Below are 22,825 nucleotides of genomic sequence, written 5' to 3'. Positions count from 1 at the left end.
CTTCGCTCACCCCACGATCGTGTCACGGCCGCCCGACAGCAGCCCCGCCACCGTCCACGCCAGCAGGCACACCGCAGCGACGCTCGCGCCGGCGCGCACCCACCGCGAGCGCCAGGCCACCACCGCCGCGAAACCCGCGGCGGCGCACAGTACCACCCCCGGCAGCCCCGACGGCACCGGCACCGAGGATCCGGGAACGCCGGCCGCCCAGCGGGCGACGTGCAGCAGCCACCACAGTTCCGGACCGGTGAAGCGAATCAGCAGGTCGGCACCGGCGGGCCAGACGCGGCCCAGTGCGGCCGCGGCGGTGCCGACAACGGTGATCGGCGGAATCACCGGCGCGACGGCGACATTGGCGGCGACCGACACGATGCTGAACGTGCCCGCCATCCCGGCGACGAGCGGAGCGGTGACCAGTTGCGCGGCGGTGGCCACGCTGACCGCGTCGGCGGCCGGCTTGGGCCAGCCGCGGTCGACGAGTCGCCGCGACCACACCGGCGCGAGTACGACGAGGGCCGCGGTCGCCGACACCGACAACGCGAAACCGACGTCGACCGCCAGTTCGGGGGATGCGATCAACAACACCAACACGCTGGCCGACAACGCCGGAATCGCCTGCCGGCGCCGATGGGTCAGCACCGCCAACAAGGTGATCGCGCCCATCACGGCGGCGCGCAGCACACTCGCCGTCGGCTGCACGACGACGACGAACGCGAGCAACGCGACCGCGGCGAAACCGACTGCCGCCCGCGGGCCGACCAGTCCAGCCGTCAACAGCACCGCCCCGCACACGATCGTCACGTTGGCGCCGGAGACCGCGGTCAGATGCGTCAGGCCGGCGGCGCGGAAGTCGGCCGTCGTCTGTTTCGGCACCCCCGAGGTGTCGCCGAGCACCAGCGCGGGCAGCATCGTGGCCTGGTCAGGAGGCAGTGACCGCCGTGCCGCGTCAGCGAATGTTGCGCGGATTTCGTGGGCGGCACGGTGGACGGCGGCCGCCTCGCCGTAGGTGGGCTCACCGGTCGCCGACAGCACCGCCACGCTGAGGTCGCGCCGGGTCGGCCGGCCGATTCGGGCCCGGAATGCCACGGGTGTGCCGGCCGTCAGGTCGGCGACGCCGGAGGTCGACGCGAATACCACCACCCGGCCCGACATTTCGCGACCGTCCAACCTCAGCAGCGAGCCGCGGAACACCGTCCGGTTGCCGCCGAGCGCTCGCGGGCTCTCCGTCGGCGTGACGACGACGGCGGCGGCCGTGCCGTAGCGCTGCGCGACCGGGTGGTCGCGCAGCTGTCCGACCTGCAAACCGATCGCGATCGCGAACGCGGCGGCCACCACTGCAACCGCGACGACACCCGCGCCGGCGGCCGTTCCGTCGGCCTGCGCTCGGCGGCTACCACGCCCACCCCACCATCCCAGCGCCGCAGTCGTCGCCACCGCCCCGACAGCGGCGGCAACCGCCCCGTCGACGTGCCAGACGATCCCGGCGCCGGTCACCGCCCAGCTGGTGAGCGCCGCCGGTACGAGCCGTAGATCGAGCGTGGTCGCAACGGCCTCCGCCACCGTCGTCAGACATGGACGAGGTTGCGTAGCTTGTCCAGCCGCGCCGGTCCGATACCGTCCACGTCACCGAGCTGATCGACGCTGGTGAACCGGCCATTCGCGTCGCGCCACGCCACGATCGCGGCGGCGGTCACCGGACCGATGCCGGGCAGCGTGTCGAGTTGTTCGACGGTCGCGGTGTTCAGGTTCACCTTTTCGCCCGGCGGTTTGTCGCCGGTCCCGGGCGACGGTGCGTCCGCCGATGCGGTCGCCGCCGCATCCAGACTGACCGCGCTTCCCATGGCGGCCGGCTCGCCCGGTGGCGCCGCGATACCGACGACGATCTGCTCGCCGTCGGTGACCCGTCTGGCCATGTTGAGTCCCACCATGTCTGCGCCCTCCAGCGGCCCGCCCGCCGCGGCGAGCGCGTCGGCGATCCGGGCGCCCGCCTCGAGCGTGACCAATCCCGGCTTGTGCACCAGGCCCACGACACTGACGACCACGGGCTCATCCGACGTCGAGCTCGCCGCATCCGCAGTCGGGCTCGCCGATGAAACCATCTGCACGGGCGGGAGTTTGGCCGCTGTCACCGCCGGAGTGTCGTCACGCACCAGCACGAACACCGTGATCAGCACCGCGACGACCCCTACCCCGGCGAGCGCAAGGACACCGGCGCGACCGGGATCGGCGCGCACCGCAGCGATCCAACCCGCTGCACCGTTTCCGGTGGTTTCCGGCAGCCAGCGGGTCAGCGACGTGTCCGGTTGGCGCTCCTCGACGTCGGTGTCGGCCTCTACTTCTGCGCCCAGCCGGCGCTGCAGGCGCTCGGCGGCCAGTTCGGTTCGCATGGTGCCGAAGATAGGCGCGCACGCCGCCCGCAAGGCCCGTCGGTGACGGTCGACGACGCGCCCTGTGGATGAAATGAGCGTTGGGGATAACGGCGGTCTACAGTGTTGCTGTGGATCGTCGAGTCCCGATGGTCGCGGCCATCGCGTTCGCCGTTCTGTATACCGTTGCGCTGCTGATGGTTCCGGCGCTCCCGGGCATCGACAAGCCGGGCCTCGACATCGTCACCCACATCCAGCAGAACTCCGGTGCGATGCGCACTCAGGCGCTGTTGGTGGCGTTCGGCTCGCTGGCACTGGTGGTGGTCCTCGGCCACGCGCGCGACCGGTTGGCGGGGCCGTATGCCTTCATGTTCACGATCGGCTCCGCCGTGATTCTCGTGCAGATCAGCATCGCCACCTGGTTCACCTCCGGGTTGGCCTTGCATCCCGGCGAGCTGGGCTCCGGGACCGCGCGGACGATCACCGACATCGTCACGATGTGGGGACCCATGCTCACCGTGGCCGACATCATGGTTGCCGCACCGATTTTGTTGGCGGCCAACGAAGGTCGTTTTCCACGGTGGCTTGGAATCGGCGCCGCCGCCTTCGCCGTCGAGCAGCTCATCGAGACGATCACGATCATCGGACCGCCGGGAAGCTTCATCTCGCCGGGCGGACCGATGAACCTCTACCTCGGCGGGCCGCTGTTCATCCTGTTCTTCCTGGCGCTCGGCGTGGCGCTGTCCCTGCCCGCCGAAACCGAGGCGCTCGCCGAGCGAGCCGACGAATCGGCCGAGCCTGATGCGGTCGAGAACACCGAACCGGACCCGGAATAGTCGGCCGAACCGGACGTAGCCACTAGCATTCCTCCGGTGACGACGTTGCAGCGATACACCGACCGCCGCGTGCTGATCACCGGCGCCGGATCGGGCATCGGCCAGGCGACGGTCCTGCGGATCCTCGACGAGGGCGGCACGGTCGTCGCCGCCGATGTCAGCGAGACCGGGTTGGCCGACACCGCGGCCAAGGCGGACGGGGCCGGCGACCGCCTCACCACCGTGGTGGTCGACGTCGGCAGCGAGGAATCGGTGTCCGCTGGGGTGTCTCGCGCCGTAGCGATGATGAACGGTCTGGACGCCCTCGTCAACGCGGCGGGCATCCTTCGGTCGTCGCACTTCGCCGACACCACCCTCGCCGACTTCGAGCACGTGCTGCGGATCAACCTCATCGGTACGTTTCTCGTCACCCGCGAGGCGCTACCCGCACTGCGCGACGGCACCGCACCCGCGGTCGTCAACTTCAGTTCCACCTCAGCGAACTTCGCGCACCCGTACATGGCGGCGTACGCCGCCTCCAAGGGCGGGATCCAGGCCATGACGCACACATTGGCGTTGGAGTTCAGCAAGGCAGGCATCCGATTCAACTGTGTACAGCCGGGGTCGATCTCCTCTGGAATGACCGACGGCTCAGGGCAATCCGGGCAGAGCGCCGGACCTGGACTGCCGGCAGATGCGGACTATACGTTGTTCGGCAAGATCATGCCGACGCTCGCTATCGACGGCGACGCCATGTTCGCCAAGCCCGACGCGGTGGCGGCCGTTGTCGCGATGCTCGCGGCGCCGGAAGCTTACTTCGTCACCGGCGCGGAGGTCCGCATCGACGGCGGCACCCACATGTAGTCATCCTGACCCGAGGAGATTTCGTGACCACACCCGATCGGCCACTTCGCGTCATCCAGTGGACCACCGGCAACATCGGCCGTCGGTCGCTGCACGCGATCATCGGACGCGACGACATGGAGCTGGTCGGCGTCTACGCTCACAGCCGGGACAAAGTCGGCGTCGACGCGGCAGAACTGGCGGGCTGGCCCGAACCCACCGGAGTCGCGGCCACCAACGACATCGAGGCACTGCTGGCGCAGCGCCCCGACGCCTGCTGCTACAACCCGCTGTGGCCCGACGTCGACGAGCTGTGCCGGCTGCTCGAGGCCGGTGTCAACGTCTGTTCGAGCGCGGCGTGGATCACCGGCGGCAAGCAGTCACCGACGGACCTCGACAGAATCCGGAAAGCCTGCGCGACAGGGAATTCGACGATCTTCGGAAGCGGAGCGCACCCCGGAATGAGCAACATGGTGGGCATGGTGCTCTCCGGCGCCTGTGAACGGGTCGACGAGATCCGCATCACCGAGTCGGTGGACTGTTCGACGTACGAATCGGCCGGAACGCAGACCGCGATGGGCTTCTCACAAGATCCGGACACTCCCGGCCTGACTGAGAGCGTGCGGCGGGAAAGCGAGGTGTTCGCCGAGTCCGCCGCGATGATGGCCGACGCGATCGGCGCCGAACTCGACAGGATGACCTTCGACGTCACATTCACGGCGGCGACCGGAGATTCCGATCTCGGGTTCATGCAGATCCCTGAAGGCACCGTCGCCGGCGTCCACGGTTATCACCGCGGCTGGGTGGGCGAGAAGAACGTCGTCAGCGTCGGATTCAACTGGATCATGGGCGACCACGTCACCCCGCCGAAGCCGCTGGAACACGGCCATGTCATTCAGGTATTCGGGCTTCCGAACATGCGCACCGTGCTGCACTGCCTGCCGCCGAAGGACTGGACCGAACCCGGTTTCATGGGTCTGGGCATGATCTACACCGCGCTGCCGGTGACCAACGCCGTGCCCGCGGTGGTCGCGGCCCCGCCCGGCATCGTGACGCTCAAGGACCTGCCTCCGGTCACCGGCCGCGCCGCGGTGTGACCCACCGCCGAACGCACTACGGCGTACGGTTTCTCGACTTTTCTGTACCCGAGTGTGCGCTCGGTGTGCCTAGAGGCGTTGCGCGAGAGTGCTTTTACCGGCCCCGTCGAGATCCGCGAGCGCAGCCCGGCGGCCCGTCATCACCATCATCAGCGCCTCACCGGGACCGGTCACCTCGGCGCCGTGCCCGTGTGTCCAGTCGACGTCGGTGGCGCGAAGGCGCAGCCCCCGGATCCGCCGGCCCGCCCCCAACCGTGGATTGCCGGGGATCAACGGCAGGATGCGCGCGAGGCGATCGGCGGGGATGGTGCGCGGCCGGTTGAGCGCGCGGCGGATGTCCTGGTGGTGCACCGTGGCGTCGACGAAACCGATCATGCCGCCGAAACCGGCGGTCAAGCCGCGCGGATACAGGTGCCGGTTCAGATACGCGAGCAGTTCATCGGGCGAGAGAGCCGCGAACTCGTCGACTCCGACCTGGTTAGCGTTGACCACCCACCCCTTGGCGAACCGCTTCAGCAGACCGCCGACGCCGAGTTCCTCATAGCTGACCACATGCGCGACAACGTCTTTGACGGTCCATCTGGTGCAGAGGGTCGGGTGGTGCCATTGCTCGGGCGTCAGCTCGGCCAGAAACGCCGCCAGGTCGGCGCGCTCTGCGCGGGCCAACTCCTTGAGGCTCGGTTCGGCGTCGACGGGCATCACGGCGTCTCGCGGTCCAACAGGTCGCCGTAGCGGCGCAGATACAAGGGCCAGCCGGCATCACCGCCGACGCCCGTGGCGACGGAATCCCAACCGTCGCCATGCCGTTCGAGGTGGCGGTGCTCGAGAATGACGCGCGTGCACCCATCGCCCTCGGCGGTGAACACGACCTCGACCTCACTGCACCGCCCGGGATCGGGTTCGAGCTGCCACGTCGGGCCGATGTCCCACGAGAAGACGATGCGGTGCGGCGGCTCGACGACGAGCACCCGCGCCCACGCGCACACACTGCCGTCCTCACCGCGGTCGTAGATGCGCCCGCCGACATGCGGCTCGAAGACCGTCTCGACGATCGGCGTGCCCAACAGGTTGTGCTCGCGCGGCTTGAAGTCGCCGAACCGCTCGGTGAACACCCGAAACGCCCGTTCGAGCGGCGCGTTGACGGTGATGTCGTGGCGGACGACCGCGGATTGGGCAGAGGTCATCGTTGCTCTCCTTCGCGTTCGGTTATTTCCTTGAAGCCGGCCAGCGCCTGCCCCCAGAAGCGGTCGAGCTCGGCCCGCATGGCGGCCAGCCCCGCCGGGTCGAGCTGATAGACGCGCCGGGTCCCGTCGGCGCGGTCGCAGACCAGCCCGGCGCGTTTGAGCACCTTGAGGTGCTGGGACACCGCGGGCCTGCTGACCGGGAGGTCGCGGGCCAGCTCCCCGACCGCCATCGGCCGGTGCGCGAGACGTTCGACGATCGACCGCCGGGTGCGGTCCGCCATCGCCACCCACGCATCGGCATCTTGGTAAGTCGGCACGAACCGTAAGTTATCACTTACCAAAGCCGCGGGCAACGTCCGGATCAGTCGGCGAGCTGGACGACCACCCCGATCGCGCCCGTCCCGACATGGATCGACAGCACCGGACCCATGTCCCTCACCGTGAGCGCTTCGAGCTGAGGGAGCCGGTCCGTCAGCGCGGCGCCGACCTCGTCGGCGCCGTCGTGGTTGTCGACGTGGTGTACCGCGATCGACGCCTGGCGGTCACCGACGAGATCGGCGACGCGGTCCACCATCGTCGCGTGCGCCTTGCTGATCGTCCGGATCCGTTGGTCGAGCACGAGTCGGCCGTCGACGTCGAGGCACAGCAGAGGCTTGAGCGACAACGCGGTGCCCAACCAGGATGCCGCAGTTCCGATCCGCCCGCTGCGCCGCAGGTTGTCCAGCCGGTGCACCACGATGAACGCGTGCGTGCGTTGCACCGCCGAACGCGCAACGGCCTCAACCGAATCCAGGTCCAAGCCGCCGCCGGCGGCGCGCGCGGTGGCGAGCGCGGTGAACCCCACGCCCATCGCCGCCGAGCGGGAATTGACGACCCGTACCGATGGCCCGAACTCGCGAGCGGCCTGCACCGCAGAACTGTACGAACTCGACAGCGCCGCCGACAGGTGCACGGCGACAACGCCGTCGCCGTCGCTGTCCCGCAGCGCCTGGCGGTACATCTCCGCGAGGTCGGCGGGTGTCGCGCCAGCGGTGCTCGCGCGCGGCACCTCGTGCACGTCGTAAGGCACCTCGTCGACACCGTCGCGCAGGTCGATCAGGTCGACCAGCACATGCAACGGCGCCTGCCGGATGTCCCACTGCTTCAACTCGTCGGGCGTCAGGCGCGACGACGAGTCGGTCACCACGACTACGGACACGGCACGCCGGCCTCGGCGAGCGCCTTGAGCATCAAGTCCGCCACTGCTTGATGAGCTTCGAAGTTCCAGTGGATGCCGTCGGGATTGCCGTGGCCGTTCATGACGTACTCCCCGACCGCCGCCTTCAGGTCGACGAGCGGAATATCATGCTGCTCAGCCCATTCGGTGAGCGCTCTGACGGTGCCGTCGCGGCCATGATGCGCCCTGCCGTACGTGTCGGCGATGTGCACCGAGGGCAGACAGGCGACGACGGGGATCCCGGGCCGGTTGAAATCGATGGCGCCACGGGTCATCTCGAGATACTCGGCGGAAAGATGTGGCGGCAGCGCAGCGCGCGCCACCGGTGAGAGCCGCGGCTGCACCCAGCAGTAGCCATCGCGCACCCAGCGCCGCAGCCATGGCGGGCGAACGTAGCGGATCAGTTCGCGCGCAGCGGTGGGCAGCGGCGACGGCAGGGAATCCATGCCGCCCGTCGCGAACACCACCGCGCCGGCCCGCGGCAACGCCGCCCACGCCCGCGGGTCCTGCGTCGCCGCCCACCACACGTCGCGACACGTCCACCCGATCCGGCCGATCAGCTCGACGTCCCAACCAAGCTGGGCGGCAACGATATTGGGCCAGATCCGCGGATCGTCGGCCGGCAGCCCACCGCTGGGACCGTAGTACGACAGCGAGTCGCAGAAGACCAGCAGGGTCGGACGCTCACAAGACATCGTTGGCTACCTGTGCCGAAGCGTTCCACACGTCGAGCCGCCACCGAACGGCCTCGGGCGCCGCGTCGACCGCACTGTGGCCGGACAGCTGCACCCAGCTGGCGTTGCCCATGCCGCCGAGGATCGGCCAGTTGTCGACCGGCAGCCTCAGCAGCGCCGAGGTCAGCGCCGCGATCAGCCCGCCGTGAGCGACCAGCACGACCGGCCGCTCCGGATCCCCACCGGGCTGGTGCAAACCCCACTCCGGCTGTCCGGCGATCAGCTCATCGACCAGCGGCATGCTGCGCGCGGCGACGTCGACGCGGCTCTCCCCTCCCGGCGGCGCCCATCGCGAGTTGTCCCGCCACGCCAGCCGCGCACCGGGCGCCGCGGCGTCGACCTCGAGGTGGGTCAGCCCCTGCCACTCGCCGAGGTGCGTCTCCCGCAACCGGACGTCGGCCGTCACGGGCACGCCGGCGCGGTGGCCGAGCACCACCGCGGTGTCGAACGCCCGCCGCAGATCCGAGGACACGATCGCCAACGGCTGCCGCTTAGCCAGCACCTCTGCCGCCGCGACCGCCTGCTCCCGCCCCAGATCGGTCAGGTCCGTGTCCAGCTGACCCTGCATCCTGCTGACCGCGTTGTACTCGGTCTGCCCGTGCCGCAGCATGACCAGGCGTCGCACCCGTCTCACGGCCGGCCGTCCTCGTCCGTCGCGTTTCGCCCGTGTTGCTCATCGATATCGACCGGGATCGTCGGGCAGTCCCGCCACAACCGGTCCAGCGCATAGAAGTTGCGCTCGTCCTCGTGCTGGATGTGCACCACGATGTCGACATAGTCGAGCAGGGTCCAGCGGCCCTCACGGGCACCTTCGCGGCGGGCCGGTTTGTAGCCGGCGAGGCGCATCTTCTCCTCGACCTCGTCGACGATGGCGTTGACCTGTCGTTCGTTGGACGCCGAGGCGATCACGAAGCAGTCGGTGATGACGAGCTGGCCCGACACGTCGATCACCACGACGTCGTCGGCGACTTTGGCCGCGGCCGCCTGCGCGGCCACCGTCGCCATGCGAACGGCTTCGTCGGAGGCGCTCATCGGTGCTTCCCCTGGGTGGTGAGCGGTTGCGCGGCATAGAGTTTGCGCTTGGCCACGTACTGGACGACGCCGTCGGGCACCAGATACCAGATCGGCCGGTTCTCCTCGGCGCGCTTACGACAGTCGGTCGACGAGATCGCCAGCGCGGGCACCTCGACGAGCTGCAGCGCGTCGTCGGGCAGTTCCTTGACCGCCGCAGCGATGTGCTTACCGTCGAGCTCGTACCCCGGCCGGCTCACCCCGACGAAACTCGCGATGGCGAACATCTCCTCCCAGTTCTGCCACGACAGGATCGACGCCAGCGCGTCGGCCCCGGTGATGAAGAACAGGTCGGCGTCGGGGTTGAGCGCCCGCAGATCGCGCAACGTGTCCTTGGTGTAGGTGGGTCCGCCCCGATCGATGTCCACTCGGCTCACGGTGAACCGTGGATTGGAGGCGGTTGCGATCACCGTCATCAGGTAGCGGTCTTCCGCGGCGGTGACGTGGCGGTCCTTCTGCCACGGCTGCCCGGTCGGGACGAACACCACCTCGTCGAGTCCGAACAGTTCGGCGACCTCGCTGGCCGCGACGAGGTGCCCGTGGTGGATGGGGTCGAACGTCCCACCCATCACGCCGAGCCTGCGCCGAGGAGCCACGAATAGCCAGCTTACGGGAGCTTGTCGGGGCCGACCGTTGGGCGATCACAATGTCAGCCTGAGAGCGCCGCCATGCATATATAGCCGCGACGACGTTCTCAGCGCGACATTGCGTCAGCGATACGCCACGTTCGCCGGCTCAGACCGGCAGCAACCGGTCGATGACCGACGCCAACTGCTTGGCCGACCGGCATTCGTGCATGGTGATGACGTCCTGATAGCGCGGCACCGCCGAGTCGCCGCTGCCCCACAGGTGCCGGGGTTCGGGGTTCAGCCAGTGCGCATGCCGGCTGGAGTTGACCATGTGCGCGAGCAGCTCGATCTCCGGGTTGCGGTAGTTGTTGCGGCCGTCGCCGAGGATCAGCAGCGCGCTGCGCGGCGAGAGCACATTGGGCCATCTGTCCATGAACGACGCGAACGCATGCCCATAGTCGGAGTGCCCGTCGCGGGTGTACACGCCCGCTTCGCGGGTGATGCGCTGCACCGCCACCGCGAGGTCGGCGTCCGGCCCGAACAGTTCGGTGACCTCGTCGGTGGTGTCGATGAAGGCGAAGACGCGCACGCGGGAGAACTGCTGGCGCAGCGCATGCACGAGCAACAGCGTGAAGTGGCTGAACCCGGCGACCGAGCCCGACACATCGCACAGCACGACGAGTTCGGGCCGGGCGGGATGCGGCTTCTTCAGCACCACGTCGATCGGTACCCCGCCGGTGGACATCGACTTGCGCAGCGTCTTGCGCAGGTCGATCTCGCCGGCGCGCGACCGCCGCCGCCGCGCGGCCAGCCGGGTCGCCAGCGTGCGGGCCAGCGGCGCCACCACCCGCCGCATCTGGCGCAACTGCTCACCCGAGGCGCGCAGGAACTCCACGTTCTCGGCGAGCTGCGGCACACCGTACATCTGTACGTGGTCGCGGCCGAGTTGCTCGGCGGTGCGGCGTTTGGTCTCCGCCTCGACCATCTTGCGCAGCTGGTTGATGCGCTGCGCGGCAAGGGCTTTGGCGATCTGCTCCTGCGTCGGCGTGGGTTCCTCGCCGTACGGCGCCAGCAGTCCGGCGAGCAACCGGCCCTCGAGGTCGTCGAGATTCATCGCCTTGAGGGCCTGGTACGACGAGTACGACGGCCCTCGACTGGAGTTGTAGCGGCCGTACTGCTCGACGATCTGGGCGATCATCATGGCCAGTCGTTCGTCGAGATTGGCGAGGTCTGGGTTGTCGGCCAGCATGTCCAGCAGCGCCGACCGCATCGCCTCGACGTCCTCGGGTGGCAGACCCGGGTCGCCGTCGTCCGCTTCACCGTCGTCGTCCACCAGAACCGTGCGCGCGCCCAGCGCGGCCGGGAACCACAGGTCGAACATCGCGTCGTAGGTGTCACGGTGGTCGGGGCGGCGCAGCACCGCGCACGCGATGCCCTCGCGCAATGCCTCCCGATCGGTCAAGCCCAGCACGGAGACGACCTGTCCGGCGTCGACGGTCTCCGAGGGTCCTACCGAAATTCCTTGTGCCCGTAGCGCTTCGACGAACCCGACGAGGTGGCCAGGCAGGCCGTGCGGCGCCAACGGCTGCGACGGTCGGGTCCGGCGGACGGCCATCTCAGTTCAGCCTCAGCTCGCCGGAGGCCTTGATCTGGTCGGACTGGTGTTTGAGCACCACACCCAGGGTGGCCGCGATCGTCGCGTCGTCGATGGTGTCCAGCCCCAGGGCCAGAAGCGTGCGGCCCCAGTCGATGGTCTCGGCCACCGACGGCAGCTTCTTGAGCTGCATTCCGCGCAGCACGCCGATGATCTTGACCAGCTCGTCGGCGAGCCGTTCGGGCAGCTCCGGCACTCGGGACAGCAGGATGCGCCGCTCGAGATCGGGATCGGGAAAGTCGATGTGCAGGAACAGACAGCGGCGCTTGAGCGCCTCGGACAGCTCGCGGGTGGCGTTGGAGGTCAGGACGACGAACGGCGCGCGCTCCGCGCTGATCGTGCCCAGTTCCGGCACGGTAACCGCGAAGTCGGACAGCACCTCCAGCAGCAGCCCTTCGATCTCGATGTCGGCCTTGTCGGTCTCGTCGATCAGCAGCACGGTCGGCTCGGTGCGCCGGATCGCGGTCAGCAGCGGGCGCGACAGCAGGAACTCCTCGCTGAACACGTCGTCGCGGGTGGAGTCCCAATCGCCGTGTCCGGCCTGGATTCGCAGGATCTGCTTGGCGTGGTTCCACTCGTAGAGCGCGCGGGCCTCGTCGACGCCCTCGTAGCACTGCAGCCGCACCAGACCCGATCCGGTCGACTGCGCGACTGCGCGCGCCAGTTCGGTCTTTCCGACACCCGCCGGTCCTTCCACCAACAACGGCTTGCCCAGCCGGTCGGCCAGGAAAACCGCTGTCGCGGTTGCGGTGTCGGGTAGGTAGCCGGTCTCGGCCAGCCGCCTGCCGACATCCTCGATGTCGGCGAACAGCGGCGCTGGGCGCGCGGGGACACTCACGGATAGGGCTCCTATATCAGGCCGGGCGGGTGTGGCCGTCTCCCCACACAATCCACTTGGTTGACGTCAGTTCGGGCAGGCCCATGGGGCCGCGGGCGTGCAGCTTCTGGGTGGAGATTCCGATCTCGGCACCGAACCCGAACTGCTCACCGTCGGTGAACGCCGTCGACGCGTTCACCATCACCGCGGCCGCGTCGACCCGCTCGGTGAATCGTTGCGCCGCAGCGAGATCCGTGGCGACGATCGCTTCGGTGTGCCCGGTGCCGAATTCGTTGACGTGGTCGATCGCCGCGTCGACACCGTCGACCACCGCCAACGCGATGTCCATCGAGAGGAACTCGGCACGCAACTCCTCTTCGGACGGGTTGTCGTGCACCGTCACACCGGCGTCCTTCAGCGCGCGCGTCAGCCGCGGCACCGCGCGATCGGCGATCGCGGCGTCGACCAGAACCGATTCGGCCGCGTTGCAGACGCTGGGCCTGCGTGTCTTGGCGTTGAGCAGGATGCGTTCGGCGACGTCGAGGTCGGCCGACTCATGCACGTACACATGGCAATTGCCCACGCCGGTCTCGATCGTCGGCACCGTCGCGTCCCGGACGACCGCATCGATCAGACCTGCGCCGCCGCGCGGGATGACGACGTCGACCAGCCCGCGCGCCTGGATCAGGTGGGTGACGCTGGCGCGGTCGGAGCTGGGCAGCAACTGCACCGCGTCGACGTCGAGCAGTTCGGTGGCCAGCGCGGCGCGCAACGCGTTCACCAGCGCGGCGTTGGAGTTGGCCGCCGAGGAGCTGCCGCGAAGCAGCACCGCGTTGCCGGACTTCAGCGTCAACCCGAATGCGTCGACGGTGACGTTCGGCCTGCCCTCGTAGACGATGCCGACGACACCGAGCGGGACACGCAGTTGCCGCAGTTGCAGACCGTTGGGCAGCGTGCGGCCCTGCAGCACCTCGCCCAGCGGGTCCGGCAACCGCGACACCTGGCGCAGCCCGTCGGCGATGCCGTCGATCCGGTCCGGGTTCAACTTGAGCCGGTCGAGCATCGCGTCGGGCGTGCCCGCGGCGCGGGCGGTGGCGAGGTCCTGGTCGTTGGCCTCGAGGATCTGCCGCGTCGACATCAGCACGTGGTCGGCGGCGGTGTTCAGCGCGCGGTTCTTGGTTTCCGAGCTGAGAGTGGCCAGCGCACGCGCCGCCACGCGGGCTCGGCGGGCGGCGTCGTGTACCTGACCACGCAGATCGGCGGCGTCAGCGGCCAAGGGGACCTGCACACTCATCAAACCAGCGTATCGAACGGGCTTTGGGAGTTCGACACGTGTCAGGTAGCGGTGCTGCATTAGCGTTGGGGGTCATGGTGGCGCGGGTCTGCAGCCGGGTATGTGTGGTCGGCAGTGTCAACGCCGACCTCACGTTCACGGTGAGCGCCCTGCCCCGCCCGGGCCAGACCGTGCTGGCGTCCGGCCTGTCGACCTCACCGGGCGGTAAGGGCGGCAACCAGGCGGTGGCCGCGGCGCGAGCGGGCGCGGCGGTGCGGCTCGTCGCCGCGCTCGGCAGCGACGCGGCGGCAGAGGCGCTGCGGGGTCACCTCAGCGCCAACGGCGTCGGTCTGGACGGCGTCGTCACAGTGCCCGGACCGAGCGGATCGGCGGTGATCCTGGTCGACTCGTCGGCGGAGAACACGATCGTGGTCGCCGCGGGGGCGAACGCCGCGCTCAACGTGGACTCCGCGGAGATGCGCGGCGTCATCGCCGACTGCGACGTGATGCTGCTGCAATTGGAGATTCCCCTTCCGACCGCGATCGCCGCCGCCCGGGTGGCGCGTGCGGCCGGTGCGGTCGTCATCGTCAACGCCTCACCGCCCGGTGCCCCGCCACACGAGCTGCTCGCCCTGTCCGAGTCGGCGGACGTCGTCGTGGTCAACGAGACCGAGGCCGGCGAATGGCACTGGCCCGTCCCGCATCTGGTGATCACCCGGGGTCCGCGCGGTGCGAGTTATCTGGGCGACGGCGAGCGCTTCGTCGTCCCCGTCCCCGCGGTGCGGGCCGTGGACACCACCGGCGCAGGCGACGTGTTCGCCGGTGTGCTCGCCGCGCACTGGCTCGACGGCCACGAGACCGCGCTGCGCCGGGCGTGTGCCGCCGCGGCCTTGTCCACGCTCGTTCCGGGAGCCGGCGACTGCGCGCCGTACGCCGAAGCCATCGACGACGCGGTATCCAACCGAGCGACAGAAAGGCAGTTATGACGAGCACCCAGCCGAGCACCACGAGCGGCCCGCGGCCACCCGAGGGCGACTGGCTCGGCACCCCGTACCTGAAGTTCACCCGCGAGGGACCGTTCGGGGTGTGCAGGCTCGACCGGCCGGAGGCTCGCAACGCGATGACGCCCGCGATGTACTTCGGGATTCGCTACGCGGTGCGCCACGTCGACGCCGATCCGGACCTGGCCGGACTGCTGATCACCGGCACCGGCGACGTCTTCGCGCCCGGCGGTGACATGGGTGGGGGCGACGGCAGCGACAACTGGCTGACATTCGGGTCGGCGCTCGGCATGGACGTGACCCCGTTCGAGACCCTGCGGCAGTCGGTCAAGCCGGTGGTGTCGGCGGTCAACGGGCTGTGTCAGGGCGGGGGCTTGCAGATCGCGCTGTGCAGCGACATGACGGTGGTCAGTGAGCGGGCCACGTTCCGGGTGCCCGAACTGCTGCGCGGTATCGCCGACACGTACTACAGCCAGATGCTGGCCCGGCTGATCGGTCCCGTGCGGACGCGCGATCTGATGTTCACCGGCCGGACACTGACCGCGCAGGAGGCGCTGGAGTGGGGCATGGTGACGCGCGTGGTGCCCCACGACGCTCTGCTCGACGCGGCGCGCGAAGTGCTCGGCCAGTGCTGTCGGACCGCTCCCGGCGCCCGCGGCGTGGTCAAGTCGAGTCTGGACAACTATCTGGGGCTGTTCGACCGCATCGGGATGCAGGCCAGCTACTCCTCGGCCGAGGCGATGGAGGGCTTCCGGTCGTTCAAGGAGCGCCGCTCGCCGGACTGGGTGCACCCCGAGCTGCGAGTCGACGGCCGCCTCTGACATGGCGATTTCGGTGTAGTTGGTGGCGCTGAACGCGACCAACTACACCGAAATCGCCCGTGGATAGTTCAGGGTTGGCTGAATACAGATAGTGATGTACTGTCTGCGTCATGCAGACGGTCTCCCACAGCGATGCGCTGTCGCGGTTCGGTTGCGCACTGTCGGACCCGACCCGCGCCGAGATCCTGTTGATGCTGCGCGACGGGCCCGGCTATCCCTCGGAACTCGCCGACAAGATCGGCGTCTCCCGCCAGATTCTGTCCAACCACCTGGCCTGCCTACGGGGCTGCGGCCTGGTGCTCGCGCAGCCCGAGGGCCGCCGCAGCCGCTACGAACTCGCCGATGAGCGAATCGCCCACGCACTCGACGACCTGGTCGGCCTGGTGCTCGACGTCGATCCGGCCTGCTGCCCGAACGCGGTCGCCGACGATTGCTGCTGATGCCCGCCACCACCCGGCGCGAAGTGCTTGCCCGTCGCATCCGATGGTTGGTGGCCGCCACGATCACCTACAACGTCATCGAGGCGACCGTCGCGCTGGCCGAGGGCACCCGGGTGTCGTCGTCGGCGCTGATCGGTTTCGGGCTGGATTCGGTTGTCGAAGTCGCCTCCGCGGCGGCCGTCGCCTGGCAGTTCTCGGCGCGCGACCCGGAGACGCGGGAGAAGGCCGCGCTGCGCTTCATCGCGTTCTCCTTCTTCGCGCTCGCGGCGTACGTCAGCGTCGACGCGGTGCTCGCGCTGACCGGCCGCGGCGAGGCTGCGCCGTCGCTGGTCGGGATCGTGCTCGCCGCGCTGAGCCTGGCGATCATGCCCGTGCTGTCGCTGGCGCAGCGGCGCGCCGGCCGTGAATTCGGCTCGACGTCGGCCGTCGCCGACTCCAAGCAGACGCTGTTGTGCACCTACCTGTCGGCGATCCTGCTGGCAGGCCTGGTACTCAACGGCCTCTTCGGCTGGTCGTGGGCCGATCCCGTCGCGGCGCTGGGTATCGCGGTGATTGCGGTTCGCGAAGGCGTCGACGCCTGGCGCGGCGATCCCTGCTGCGCGTGAACATCTAGAAGGAGTCAGCATGCCGATCGTCGCACTCGTCCTGTTCGTGTTGTTCGCCGCGCTCGGATTCGGTTGGCGCAGTTGGCGTCAACGGCGCCGGACCGGATCGACCGGGTTCCGTGGCATCAGCGGGCGGCCGCTGTCGCTCGAGTGGTTCGCCGGGGTGGGATTCGTCGTCGCGATGGCCGCCGCCGTGTTCGCGCCGATCCTGCAGCTCGCCGGCGTGGTCGCGCCGTTGGAGGTTCTCGACCGGCCGTGGCTGAACGTCATCGGCATCGCGCTCGCGGTGGCGGGCATCGGCGCAACGCTCTACGCGCAGTTCGACATGGGCGACTCCTGGCGGATCGGCGTCGACGCAAGCGAGACCACGACTTTGATCCGCAGCGGGGTGTTCGCCCGGGTGCGTAACCCGATCTTCACCGCGATGATGGTTTTCGGCTTCGGAATCGCTCTCATCACACCGAATCTCGTAGCGATGGTCGGCTTCGCGCTTCTGGTCGCGACGATCGAGGCGCAGGTGCGCGTCGTCGAAGAGCCGTATCTGCTCGCGACGCACGGCGACAGTTACCGCGACTATCTCGCCACCGTCGGACGGTTCGTGCCCGGCATAGGCGTGATTTCGGTGTAGCTGGTTGCGCTGACCGCACCCAACGACACCGAAATCACAGTCACTCCTCAGGGATCTCCCGCTCGATCTCGTCGAGCCAGGTGCGCGCAGACATGTCCGACGGCGCCCGCCAGTCACCGCGCGGCGAAAGCGAGCCGCCGTGCGACACCTTCGGGCCGTTGGGCAGCGCCGACCGCTTGAACTGCGCGAACGAGTAGTAGCGCTGCGCGAACACCTGCAGCCAGTGCCGAATCTCCTTCAACGAGTAGGCCGGCCGTTTGTCCTCGGGATAGCCGGTTGGCCAGTCGCCGCGCGCCGGATCGCTCCAGGCGTGCCAGGCGAGAAACGCTACCTTCGAGGGCCGGAACCCGAAGCGCAGCACCTGAAACAGCGAGAAGTCCTGCAGCACATAGGGTCCGACCTTGGATTCGCTGCTCTGGATCTCCTCGTCCTCACCGGCCGGCACCAGTTCCGGGGAGATCTCGGTGTCGAGCACCGACTGCAGTACCTCGTTGACGGTCTCATCGAACTGCTTGGAGGTGATCACCCAGCGAATCAGGTGCTGAATCAACGTCTTCGGCACGCCGCCGTTGACGTTGTAGTGCGACATCTGGTCGCCGACGCCGTAGGTCGACCACCCCAGCGCGAGTTCGGACAGGTCGCCGGTGCCCAGCACGATGCCGCCGCGCTGATTGGCCAGCCGGAACAGGTAGTCAGTGCGCAGGCCGGCCTGCACGTTTTCGAAGGTGACGTCGTAGACCTCCTCGCCGCGCCCGAACGGATGGTCCATGTTCTTGAGCATCAGTTCCGCGGTCGACTTGATGTCGAGTTCGTCGAACGTCACGCCCAACGCCTCGGCCAACCGCACGGCATTGCCTTTGGTGCGGTCGCCCGTCGCGAACCCCGGCATGGTGAACGCGAGAATGTCGCTGCGCGGCCGTTGTTCGCGATCCATCGCCCGCGCCGCGACGATCAGCGCGTGCGTCGAGTCCAGGCCACCGGACAGCCCCAGCACCACCTTGGGGTAGTCGAGCGCACGCAACCGCTGCTCGAGCCCGGCCACCTGGATGTTGTAAGCCTCGTAGCAATCTTGTTCCAGCCGTTGCGGATCCGACGGAACGAACGGGAAGCGTTCGACGTGCCGAAGCAGCCCGATGTCACCGGATGGCGGATCGAGCTGGAACTCCACCCGCCGGTAGGAGTCTGTCGACGTATCGTGGTGACGCCGGTTGTCGTCGAAGGTGCCCATCCGGATGCGTTCGGAGCGCAGCCGTTCCAGGTCGACGTCGGCGATCGAGCGTTGTTCGCCTTTCGGGAACCGCTCGGATTGCGCCAGGCACTCGCCGTTCTCCCAGATCATCGTCTGGCCGTCCCAGGCGAGGTCGGTGGTCGACTCCCCCGGGCCCGCCGCGGAATAGACGTATGCGGCCAGGCAGCGTGCCGACGCGGAGCGGGCCAGCAGGCAGCGGTCCTCGGACCGGCCGATCGTGATCGGGCTGCCCGACAGGTTCGCCAACACCGTTGCACCGGCCAATGCCGCCGACGCGCTCGGCGGAATCGGCACGAACATGTCCTCGCAGATCTCGACGTGCAGCACGAAACCCGGCATGTCGGTCGCGGTGAACAACAGGTCGGGACCGAACGGTACATCGGCCCAGTGGTCTCCGCGCCCCATCCGGATCGCCCCGCGCACGTCGTCGCCGGGCGCCATCTGGCGCCGCTCGTAGAACTCACGGTACGTCGGCAGGTAGGACTTCGGCGCCACGCCGAGCACCCGCCCGCGGTGGATCACCACGGCGGTGTTGTACACCCGGTGCCGGTAGCGCAGTGGGGCGCCGACCACCAGCACGGGCATCAGATCGGCCGAGGCCACGACGATGTCGAGCACCGCGTCTTCGACCGCATCGAGCAGCGCGTCCTGCATCACGATGTCCTCGATCGAATACCCGGACAGCGTCAGCTCCGGAAAGACCGCGAGCGCCACGCTGTCGTCGTGGCAGTCGCGCGCCATCCGCAGCACGGACTCGGCGTTGGCCCGCGGGTCGGCGAGCGCCGTGTGGTGCGTACAGGCGGCGACGCGGACTAAGCCGTGCCGGTACGCCGAGTAGAAATCCATGCCTCATTGTTGCCCGAAAACGGAACGGGGTATGCAAGTCCCCATGAGTGCGACCGCTGTGCTGGTCATCGACATGATGAACACCTACCGTCATCCCGACGCCGAAAAGTTGGCTCCGCACGTCGCTGAGATCATCGACCCGCTGGCCCGGCTCGTCGACGAGGCCCACGATCGCGACGACGTGGACCTCATCTACGTCAACGACAACTACGGCGATTTCAGCGCGGAGTTCGGCGATATCGTGCAGTCGGCGCTGCGAGGTGAGCACCCCGATCTGGTCGAGCCGATCGTGCCCCGCAAGGGTTGCCGGATGCTCACCAAGGTGCGCCACAGCGCCTTCTACGCCACCGCGCTGGCGTACCTGCTGAGCCAACTGAAACCCGAGCGGGTGATTCTCACCGGCCAGGTCACCGAGCAGTGCATCCTCTACACCGCGCTGGACGCCTACGTCCGGCATTTTCCGGTCGTCGTCCCGCCGGATGCAGTCGCCCACATCGACCCGGAACTCAGCGACGCCGCGCTGACGATGATGAAGAGCAATATGAGCGCCGACATCACCCCGGTCGCAGAGTGTTTCCGCTAACGCGTTTGACGTAGTGGTTCGCGGGTAGCCCGACCAAACCGATGATCAACACCAAGCGCGATCGGATCGCCGAACCGTGGGGCACGCGGACGCCTTACGGAAAGGGCGAACACTGGCCGGAACGCGTCGACATGCACCTGGCCGACGGGCTGACCCCCGACGCGGTCGACCGATGGGTGCAGTCGGCGTCAGTGCTGCATTCCAACGGTGACGGCCTCGACATCGCGGTCAAAGACGGCCGCATCGTCGGCATCCGGGGCCGGTCCGTTGATCGGGTAAACCGCGGCCGGGTCGACACCAAGGACCTCTTCGGGTGGCACGCCAACGCGTCCACCGAGCGGCTCACCACGCCGTTGGTGCGCGAGAACGGCAAGCTGGTCGAAACCGACTGGGACACAGCGATGAACCGGATCGTCCGCCGCAGCAAGGAGCTGCTCGAAACGCTGGGTCCGAGCGCATTCGGGTTCTATACCAGCGGTCAGCTGTTTCTCGAGGAGTACTACACACAGGGCGTGATCGCCCACGGTGCGATCGGCACCAACCACGTCGACGGCAACACCCGGTTGTGCACCGCAACCGCCGCCGAGGCGCTCAAGGAATCGTTCGGGTGCGACGGCCAGCCCGGCTCGTACACCGACGTCGACCACGCCGACGTGATCGCCCTTTTCGGGCACAACGTGGCCGAAACCCAAACCGTGTTGTGGATGCGGATGCTGGACCGACTGGCCGGTGACGGCCCGCCCGCCATCGTGTGCGTCGACCCGCGGCCGACTCCCGTCGCCCAGCACGCCACAGTGCATCTCGCGCCGCTGCCGGGGACCAACGTGGCCTTGATGAACGGACTGCTGCACGAGATCCTGCGCAACGACTGGGTGGACCATGACTACGTCGAAGCCAACGCGGTCGGCTTCGACGAACTGCGAAAGCGGGTGGCCGAGTTCCCGGCCGAGCGCGCCGCGAAGATCTGCGACGTGCCCGCCGAGGACATCAGAAAGGCCGCACGGCTGCTCGGTACCGCGCAAAGGCTGCTCTCGACGGTCCTGCAGGGCTTCTACCAGTCCCATCAGGCGACGGCGGCGTCGGTGCAGGTCAACAACATTCACATCGTCCGCGGAATGCTGGGCAAGCCGGGCTGCGGGATCCTGCAGATGAACGGCCAACCCACGGCCGAGAACACCCGCGAATGTGGCGCGGACGGTGACCTGGCGGGATTCCGCAACTGGTCCAACGACTCCCACATCGAAGAGCTGGCCCGGCTGTGGAACATCGACGCACTGCAGATCCCGCACTACGCGCCGCCGACGCACGCGATGCAGATGTTCCGCTACGCCGAGCAGGGCACGCTGCGGCTGCTGTGGATCAGCGCCACCAACCCCGCCGTATCGCTTCCCGAGCTGCGACGTATTCGAGGCATTCTGGGCCAGGACCGGCTGTTTGTGATCGTTCAGGACATCTTCCGCACCGAGACGACCGAACTCGCCGATGTGGTCCTGCCCGCAGCGGCGTGGGGCGAGAAGACCGGCACCTTCACCAACGCCGACCGCACCGTTCACCTTTCGGAGAAAGCCGTCGATCCGCCCGGTGCGGCTCGGCCTGACCTGGACATCTTCCTCGACTACGCGCACCGGATGGACTTCCGCGACAACGACGGCGCGCCGCTGCCGTCGTGGACCGACGCCGAATCGGCGTTCGAAGCATGGAAACGCTGCAGCGCCGGCCGCCCGTGCGACTACACCGGCCTGAGCTACGACAAGCTCCGCGGCTCGGCCGGCATCCAATGGCCTTGCAACGCAGACAATCCCGACGGCACGGAGCGACTGTACGCCAACGGCCGGTTCTGGGCCTCACCCGACTACTGCGAGGCCTACGGCAAGGACCTGATCACCGGTGCACCACTGGAGCCCACCGAGTACCGCGCGATGAATCCGTCGGGCAAGGCGATAATCAAAGCCGCCGAATACATTTCACCGCACGAGCCGCCGCGGCCCGAGTATCCGTTCGCGTTGATCACCGGCCGGACCCTCTACCATTTCCACACCCGCACCAAAACCGGCCGGGCGCCGCAACTGCAGGCCGCCGCCCCGGAGGTGTGGGTGGAGGTGTCGAAGGCCGACGCCCAGCGGTTGACCATCGCAGAGGGCGACGTCGTCGAGATCGGCACGCCGCGGGGCTCGGTCACCGCCAAGGCCCGCATCTGCGGGATCCGCACCGGCGTGCTGTTCCTGCCGTTCCACTACGGCTATTGGGATGTCGACGTCGACGGCGGCCATCACCGCGCCGCCAACGAGCTGACCATCACGGACTGGGACCCGGTGTCCAAACAGCCCGTCTACAAGACCGCGGCGGCGAAGTTGCGCCGGGTAGCCGGTTCGACGTCACCCGCTCCAGCGCCGACCACCGCCGCCTCGGCACCCGTTTCCGACGACGTCGATGCGACAAGCGGAGGCGCCACCGCTGACGCGACTGAATCCCTGACATCTTCGGAGACACCATGAAACTCGGCATGGCGCTGCGGGAGTTGCACCGGTCGGAACTGCGGCTGGCCCGCTCGCTGGACGCGGCCGCCGCGCGGCACCACAACGACCAAGCGATCTACTATGTGGCGCTCGGACTTGCCGGCTGGTCACGCGAGCATCTGGAGCTGATCGCCGAAACCGGCCGGCGCTACGGTGTTCGACTGCGCGCTCACCCCCGCACCTCGGCGATCACCGAGTCCGCGCAGCAGTGGATCAGCGACCGCGTCGGCCGCCGCCCCGAACCCGCGCTGCTGTTGCTCGCCGATCTGCGGCGGCTGCACCGCCTGGCGGCCGGTGTTTCCCTCGACTGGGAGCTGCTGGCGCAGGGGGCGCAGGCCGCCAAGGACGACCGGCTGCTGAAGCTGACCCAGCGGTGCCATCCGCAGGCGCTGCGGCAGATGCGCTGGGCCAATGCGATGCTCAAGGAGCTGTCGCCGCAGGCGCTGATGAACTGACTCGGCGCCTCGACGAACCGACAAGCGCCTACTCTCGATCAC

General features: G+C 68.5%; 25 protein-coding genes. 11 read left to right on the top strand and 14 right to left on the bottom strand.

Going from position 1 to position 22,825, the window contains the following annotated elements; all coding sequences use genetic code 11:
• Positions 1-6 precede the first annotated feature (6 nt).
• Positions 7-1,560: a ComEC/Rec2 family competence protein gene (locus tag AU188_RS11145; RefSeq protein WP_059163736.1), complete on the bottom strand. Its 1,554-nt coding sequence runs from the start codon at positions 1,558-1,560 to the stop codon at positions 7-9.
• Between the two features lie 5 nt (positions 1,561-1,565).
• Entirely contained in the window at positions 1,566-2,387 is an 822-nt protein-coding gene (locus AU188_RS11140) for a ComEA family DNA-binding protein (RefSeq protein ID WP_059163735.1), read from the bottom strand.
• Positions 2,388-2,497: 110 nt separating this feature from the next.
• Here AU188_RS11140 and AU188_RS11135 point away from each other — a divergent pair, with 110 nt between their 5' ends.
• From AU188_RS11135 to AU188_RS11125, 3 genes are read left to right on the top strand one after another with little or no spacing between them, the layout of a single operon-like run.
• Entirely contained in the window at positions 2,498-3,202 is a 705-nt protein-coding gene (locus AU188_RS11135) for a hypothetical protein (RefSeq protein ID WP_286137389.1), read from the top strand.
• Positions 3,203-3,238: 36 nt separating this feature from the next.
• The gene (locus AU188_RS11130) at positions 3,239-4,045 is read left to right on the top strand and encodes an SDR family NAD(P)-dependent oxidoreductase (protein ID WP_172799457.1); all 807 of its coding nucleotides are present in this window, start codon (positions 3,239-3,241) and stop codon (positions 4,043-4,045) included.
• Positions 4,046-4,068: 23 nt separating this feature from the next.
• Positions 4,069-5,121, top strand: a complete 1,053-nt coding sequence (locus tag AU188_RS11125) for an NAD(P)H-dependent amine dehydrogenase family protein (RefSeq protein ID WP_059163733.1) — start codon at positions 4,069-4,071, stop codon at positions 5,119-5,121.
• A 69-nt stretch (positions 5,122-5,190) separates the two neighbouring features.
• Here AU188_RS11125 and AU188_RS11120 read toward each other — a convergent pair whose 3' ends face one another.
• The 11 genes from AU188_RS11120 to AU188_RS11070 form a co-directional block, all read right to left on the bottom strand.
• Positions 5,191-5,820, bottom strand: a complete 630-nt coding sequence (locus AU188_RS11120) for a maleylpyruvate isomerase family mycothiol-dependent enzyme (RefSeq protein WP_059163732.1) — start codon at positions 5,818-5,820, stop codon at positions 5,191-5,193.
• Positions 5,820-6,305, bottom strand: a complete 486-nt coding sequence (locus AU188_RS11115) for an SRPBCC family protein (protein WP_059163731.1) — start codon at positions 6,303-6,305, stop codon at positions 5,820-5,822. Before AU188_RS11115 ends, AU188_RS11120 begins: the two co-directional genes overlap by 1 nt.
• On the bottom strand, positions 6,302-6,622 hold the full coding sequence (locus AU188_RS11110; RefSeq protein ID WP_059163730.1) for an ArsR/SmtB family transcription factor: 321 nt from the start codon (positions 6,620-6,622) through the stop codon (positions 6,302-6,304). Before AU188_RS11110 ends, AU188_RS11115 begins: the two co-directional genes overlap by 4 nt.
• Positions 6,623-6,666: 44 nt before the next feature.
• Positions 6,667-7,503 (bottom strand): DegV family protein, encoded by an 837-nt coding sequence (locus AU188_RS11105; protein WP_059163729.1) that lies wholly within the window; start codon positions 7,501-7,503, stop codon positions 6,667-6,669.
• Complete coding sequence (gene octT, locus AU188_RS11100) at positions 7,494-8,216, bottom strand: diglucosylglycerate octanoyltransferase (RefSeq protein ID WP_059163728.1); 723 nt, start codon at positions 8,214-8,216, stop codon at positions 7,494-7,496. Before octT ends, AU188_RS11105 begins: the two co-directional genes overlap by 10 nt.
• Complete coding sequence (gene gpgP, locus AU188_RS11095; protein ID WP_059163852.1) at positions 8,206-8,865, bottom strand: glucosyl-3-phosphoglycerate phosphatase; 660 nt, start codon at positions 8,863-8,865, stop codon at positions 8,206-8,208. Before gpgP ends, octT begins: the two co-directional genes overlap by 11 nt.
• A gap of 20 nt (positions 8,866-8,885) precedes the next feature.
• Positions 8,886-9,287 carry a ribosome silencing factor gene (gene rsfS, locus AU188_RS11090; protein ID WP_059163727.1) on the bottom strand — a complete coding sequence of 134 codons (402 nt, stop codon included), beginning with the start codon at positions 9,285-9,287 and terminating at the stop codon, positions 8,886-8,888.
• The gene (gene nadD / locus AU188_RS11085; RefSeq protein WP_082686581.1) at positions 9,284-9,922 is read right to left on the bottom strand and encodes a nicotinate-nucleotide adenylyltransferase; all 639 of its coding nucleotides are present in this window, start codon (positions 9,920-9,922) and stop codon (positions 9,284-9,286) included. Before nadD ends, rsfS begins: the two co-directional genes overlap by 4 nt.
• A 139-nt stretch (positions 9,923-10,061) precedes the next feature.
• Complete coding sequence (locus AU188_RS11080; protein ID WP_059163725.1) at positions 10,062-11,510, bottom strand: vWA domain-containing protein; 1,449 nt, start codon at positions 11,508-11,510, stop codon at positions 10,062-10,064.
• Between the two features lies 1 nt (position 11,511).
• A complete protein-coding gene (locus AU188_RS11075; RefSeq protein WP_059163724.1) occupies positions 11,512-12,387 on the bottom strand; it encodes an AAA family ATPase in 876 nt (291 codons plus the stop codon).
• Between the two features lie 16 nt (positions 12,388-12,403).
• Positions 12,404-13,660 carry a glutamate-5-semialdehyde dehydrogenase gene (locus tag AU188_RS11070; RefSeq protein ID WP_059163723.1) on the bottom strand — a complete coding sequence of 419 codons (1,257 nt, stop codon included), beginning with the start codon at positions 13,658-13,660 and terminating at the stop codon, positions 12,404-12,406.
• A 74-nt stretch (positions 13,661-13,734) separates the two neighbouring features.
• Here AU188_RS11070 and AU188_RS11065 point away from each other — a divergent pair, with 74 nt between their 5' ends.
• The 5 genes from AU188_RS11065 to AU188_RS11045 all read left to right on the top strand — a co-directional run bounded on the left by AU188_RS11065 (position 13,735) and on the right by AU188_RS11045 (position 17,134).
• Positions 13,735-14,625 (top strand): PfkB family carbohydrate kinase, encoded by an 891-nt coding sequence (locus AU188_RS11065; RefSeq protein WP_059163851.1) that lies wholly within the window; start codon positions 13,735-13,737, stop codon positions 14,623-14,625.
• Positions 14,622-15,461: an enoyl-CoA hydratase/isomerase family protein gene (locus AU188_RS11060; protein ID WP_059163722.1), complete on the top strand. Its 840-nt coding sequence runs from the start codon at positions 14,622-14,624 to the stop codon at positions 15,459-15,461. Before AU188_RS11065 ends, AU188_RS11060 begins: the two co-directional genes overlap by 4 nt.
• Before the next feature lie 110 nt (positions 15,462-15,571).
• Positions 15,572-15,901, top strand: coding sequence for an ArsR/SmtB family transcription factor (locus AU188_RS11055; protein ID WP_059163721.1), 330 nt, complete (start codon positions 15,572-15,574; stop codon positions 15,899-15,901).
• The gene (locus tag AU188_RS11050; protein WP_059163850.1) at positions 15,901-16,506 is read left to right on the top strand and encodes a cation efflux transmembrane domain-containing protein; all 606 of its coding nucleotides are present in this window, start codon (positions 15,901-15,903) and stop codon (positions 16,504-16,506) included. Before AU188_RS11055 ends, AU188_RS11050 begins: the two co-directional genes overlap by 1 nt.
• A gap of 19 nt (positions 16,507-16,525) precedes the next feature.
• Entirely contained in the window at positions 16,526-17,134 is a 609-nt protein-coding gene (locus AU188_RS11045; protein ID WP_059163720.1) for a methyltransferase family protein, read from the top strand.
• Positions 17,135-17,174: 40 nt separating this feature from the next.
• Here the strand turns inward: AU188_RS11045 and AU188_RS11040 are convergent, their stop codons facing one another.
• Positions 17,175-19,229, bottom strand: coding sequence for an NAD(+) synthase (locus AU188_RS11040; RefSeq protein ID WP_059163719.1), 2,055 nt, complete (start codon positions 19,227-19,229; stop codon positions 17,175-17,177).
• A gap of 43 nt (positions 19,230-19,272) precedes the next feature.
• Between AU188_RS11040 and AU188_RS11035 the strand changes: the two genes are divergently transcribed.
• Genes AU188_RS11035 through AU188_RS11025 form a run of 3 tightly spaced genes read left to right on the top strand, consistent with a single transcriptional unit; the run spans position 19,273 to position 22,783 of the window.
• The gene (locus tag AU188_RS11035) at positions 19,273-19,812 is read left to right on the top strand and encodes a cysteine hydrolase family protein (protein WP_059163718.1); all 540 of its coding nucleotides are present in this window, start codon (positions 19,273-19,275) and stop codon (positions 19,810-19,812) included.
• Between the two features lie 41 nt (positions 19,813-19,853).
• Complete coding sequence (locus tag AU188_RS11030; RefSeq protein WP_059163717.1) at positions 19,854-22,307, top strand: molybdopterin oxidoreductase family protein; 2,454 nt, start codon at positions 19,854-19,856, stop codon at positions 22,305-22,307.
• Positions 22,304-22,783 carry a hypothetical protein gene (locus AU188_RS11025; RefSeq protein ID WP_059163716.1) on the top strand — a complete coding sequence of 160 codons (480 nt, stop codon included), beginning with the start codon at positions 22,304-22,306 and terminating at the stop codon, positions 22,781-22,783. The genes AU188_RS11030 and AU188_RS11025 overlap by 4 nt, the downstream gene beginning before the upstream one ends.
• The last annotated feature ends 42 nt before the right edge of the window (positions 22,784-22,825 follow it).

Origin of the sequence: Mycobacterium sp. IS-3022, from assembly GCF_001500065.1 — a bacterium.
GTDB lineage: Bacteria > Actinomycetota > Actinomycetes > Mycobacteriales > Mycobacteriaceae > Mycobacterium.
The sequence above is the reverse complement of the archived record's forward strand: the minus strand, read 5'-3'. Positions and strand labels throughout refer to the sequence as shown.

Excerpts from the sequence above, each read along its gene's own strand:
- rsfS (WP_059163727.1), bottom strand. The coding sequence starts at position 9,287 with ATGAGCGCCTCCGACGAAGCCGTTCGCATGGCGACGGTGGCCGCGCAG.
- AU188_RS11070 (WP_059163723.1), bottom strand. The coding sequence starts at position 13,660 with ATGAGTGTGCAGGTCCCCTTGGCCGCTGACGCCGCCGATCTGCGTGGT.
- AU188_RS11115 (WP_059163731.1), bottom strand. The coding sequence starts at position 6,305 with ATGACCTCTGCCCAATCCGCGGTCGTCCGCCACGACATCACCGTCAAC.
- AU188_RS11045 (WP_059163720.1), top strand. The coding sequence starts at position 16,526 with ATGCCGATCGTCGCACTCGTCCTGTTCGTGTTGTTCGCCGCGCTCGGA.
- AU188_RS11140 (WP_059163735.1), bottom strand. The coding sequence starts at position 2,387 with ATGCGAACCGAACTGGCCGCCGAGCGCCTGCAGCGCCGGCTGGGCGCA.
- AU188_RS11040 (WP_059163719.1), bottom strand. The coding sequence starts at position 19,229 with ATGGATTTCTACTCGGCGTACCGGCACGGCTTAGTCCGCGTCGCCGCC.
- AU188_RS11120 (WP_059163732.1), bottom strand. The coding sequence starts at position 5,820 with ATGCCCGTCGACGCCGAACCGAGCCTCAAGGAGTTGGCCCGCGCAGAG.
- AU188_RS11055 (WP_059163721.1), top strand. The coding sequence starts at position 15,572 with ATGCAGACGGTCTCCCACAGCGATGCGCTGTCGCGGTTCGGTTGCGCA.
- gpgP (WP_059163852.1), bottom strand. The coding sequence starts at position 8,865 with ATGCTGCGGCACGGGCAGACCGAGTACAACGCGGTCAGCAGGATGCAG.
- octT (WP_059163728.1), bottom strand. The coding sequence starts at position 8,216 with ATGTCTTGTGAGCGTCCGACCCTGCTGGTCTTCTGCGACTCGCTGTCG.
- AU188_RS11050 (WP_059163850.1), top strand. The coding sequence starts at position 15,901 with ATGCCCGCCACCACCCGGCGCGAAGTGCTTGCCCGTCGCATCCGATGG.
- AU188_RS11060 (WP_059163722.1), top strand. The coding sequence starts at position 14,622 with ATGACGAGCACCCAGCCGAGCACCACGAGCGGCCCGCGGCCACCCGAG.
- AU188_RS11080 (WP_059163725.1), bottom strand. The coding sequence starts at position 11,510 with ATGGCCGTCCGCCGGACCCGACCGTCGCAGCCGTTGGCGCCGCACGGC.
- AU188_RS11025 (WP_059163716.1), top strand. The coding sequence starts at position 22,304 with ATGAAACTCGGCATGGCGCTGCGGGAGTTGCACCGGTCGGAACTGCGG.
- AU188_RS11030 (WP_059163717.1), top strand. The coding sequence starts at position 19,854 with ATGATCAACACCAAGCGCGATCGGATCGCCGAACCGTGGGGCACGCGG.
- AU188_RS11065 (WP_059163851.1), top strand. The coding sequence starts at position 13,735 with ATGGTGGCGCGGGTCTGCAGCCGGGTATGTGTGGTCGGCAGTGTCAAC.
- AU188_RS11035 (WP_059163718.1), top strand. The coding sequence starts at position 19,273 with ATGAGTGCGACCGCTGTGCTGGTCATCGACATGATGAACACCTACCGT.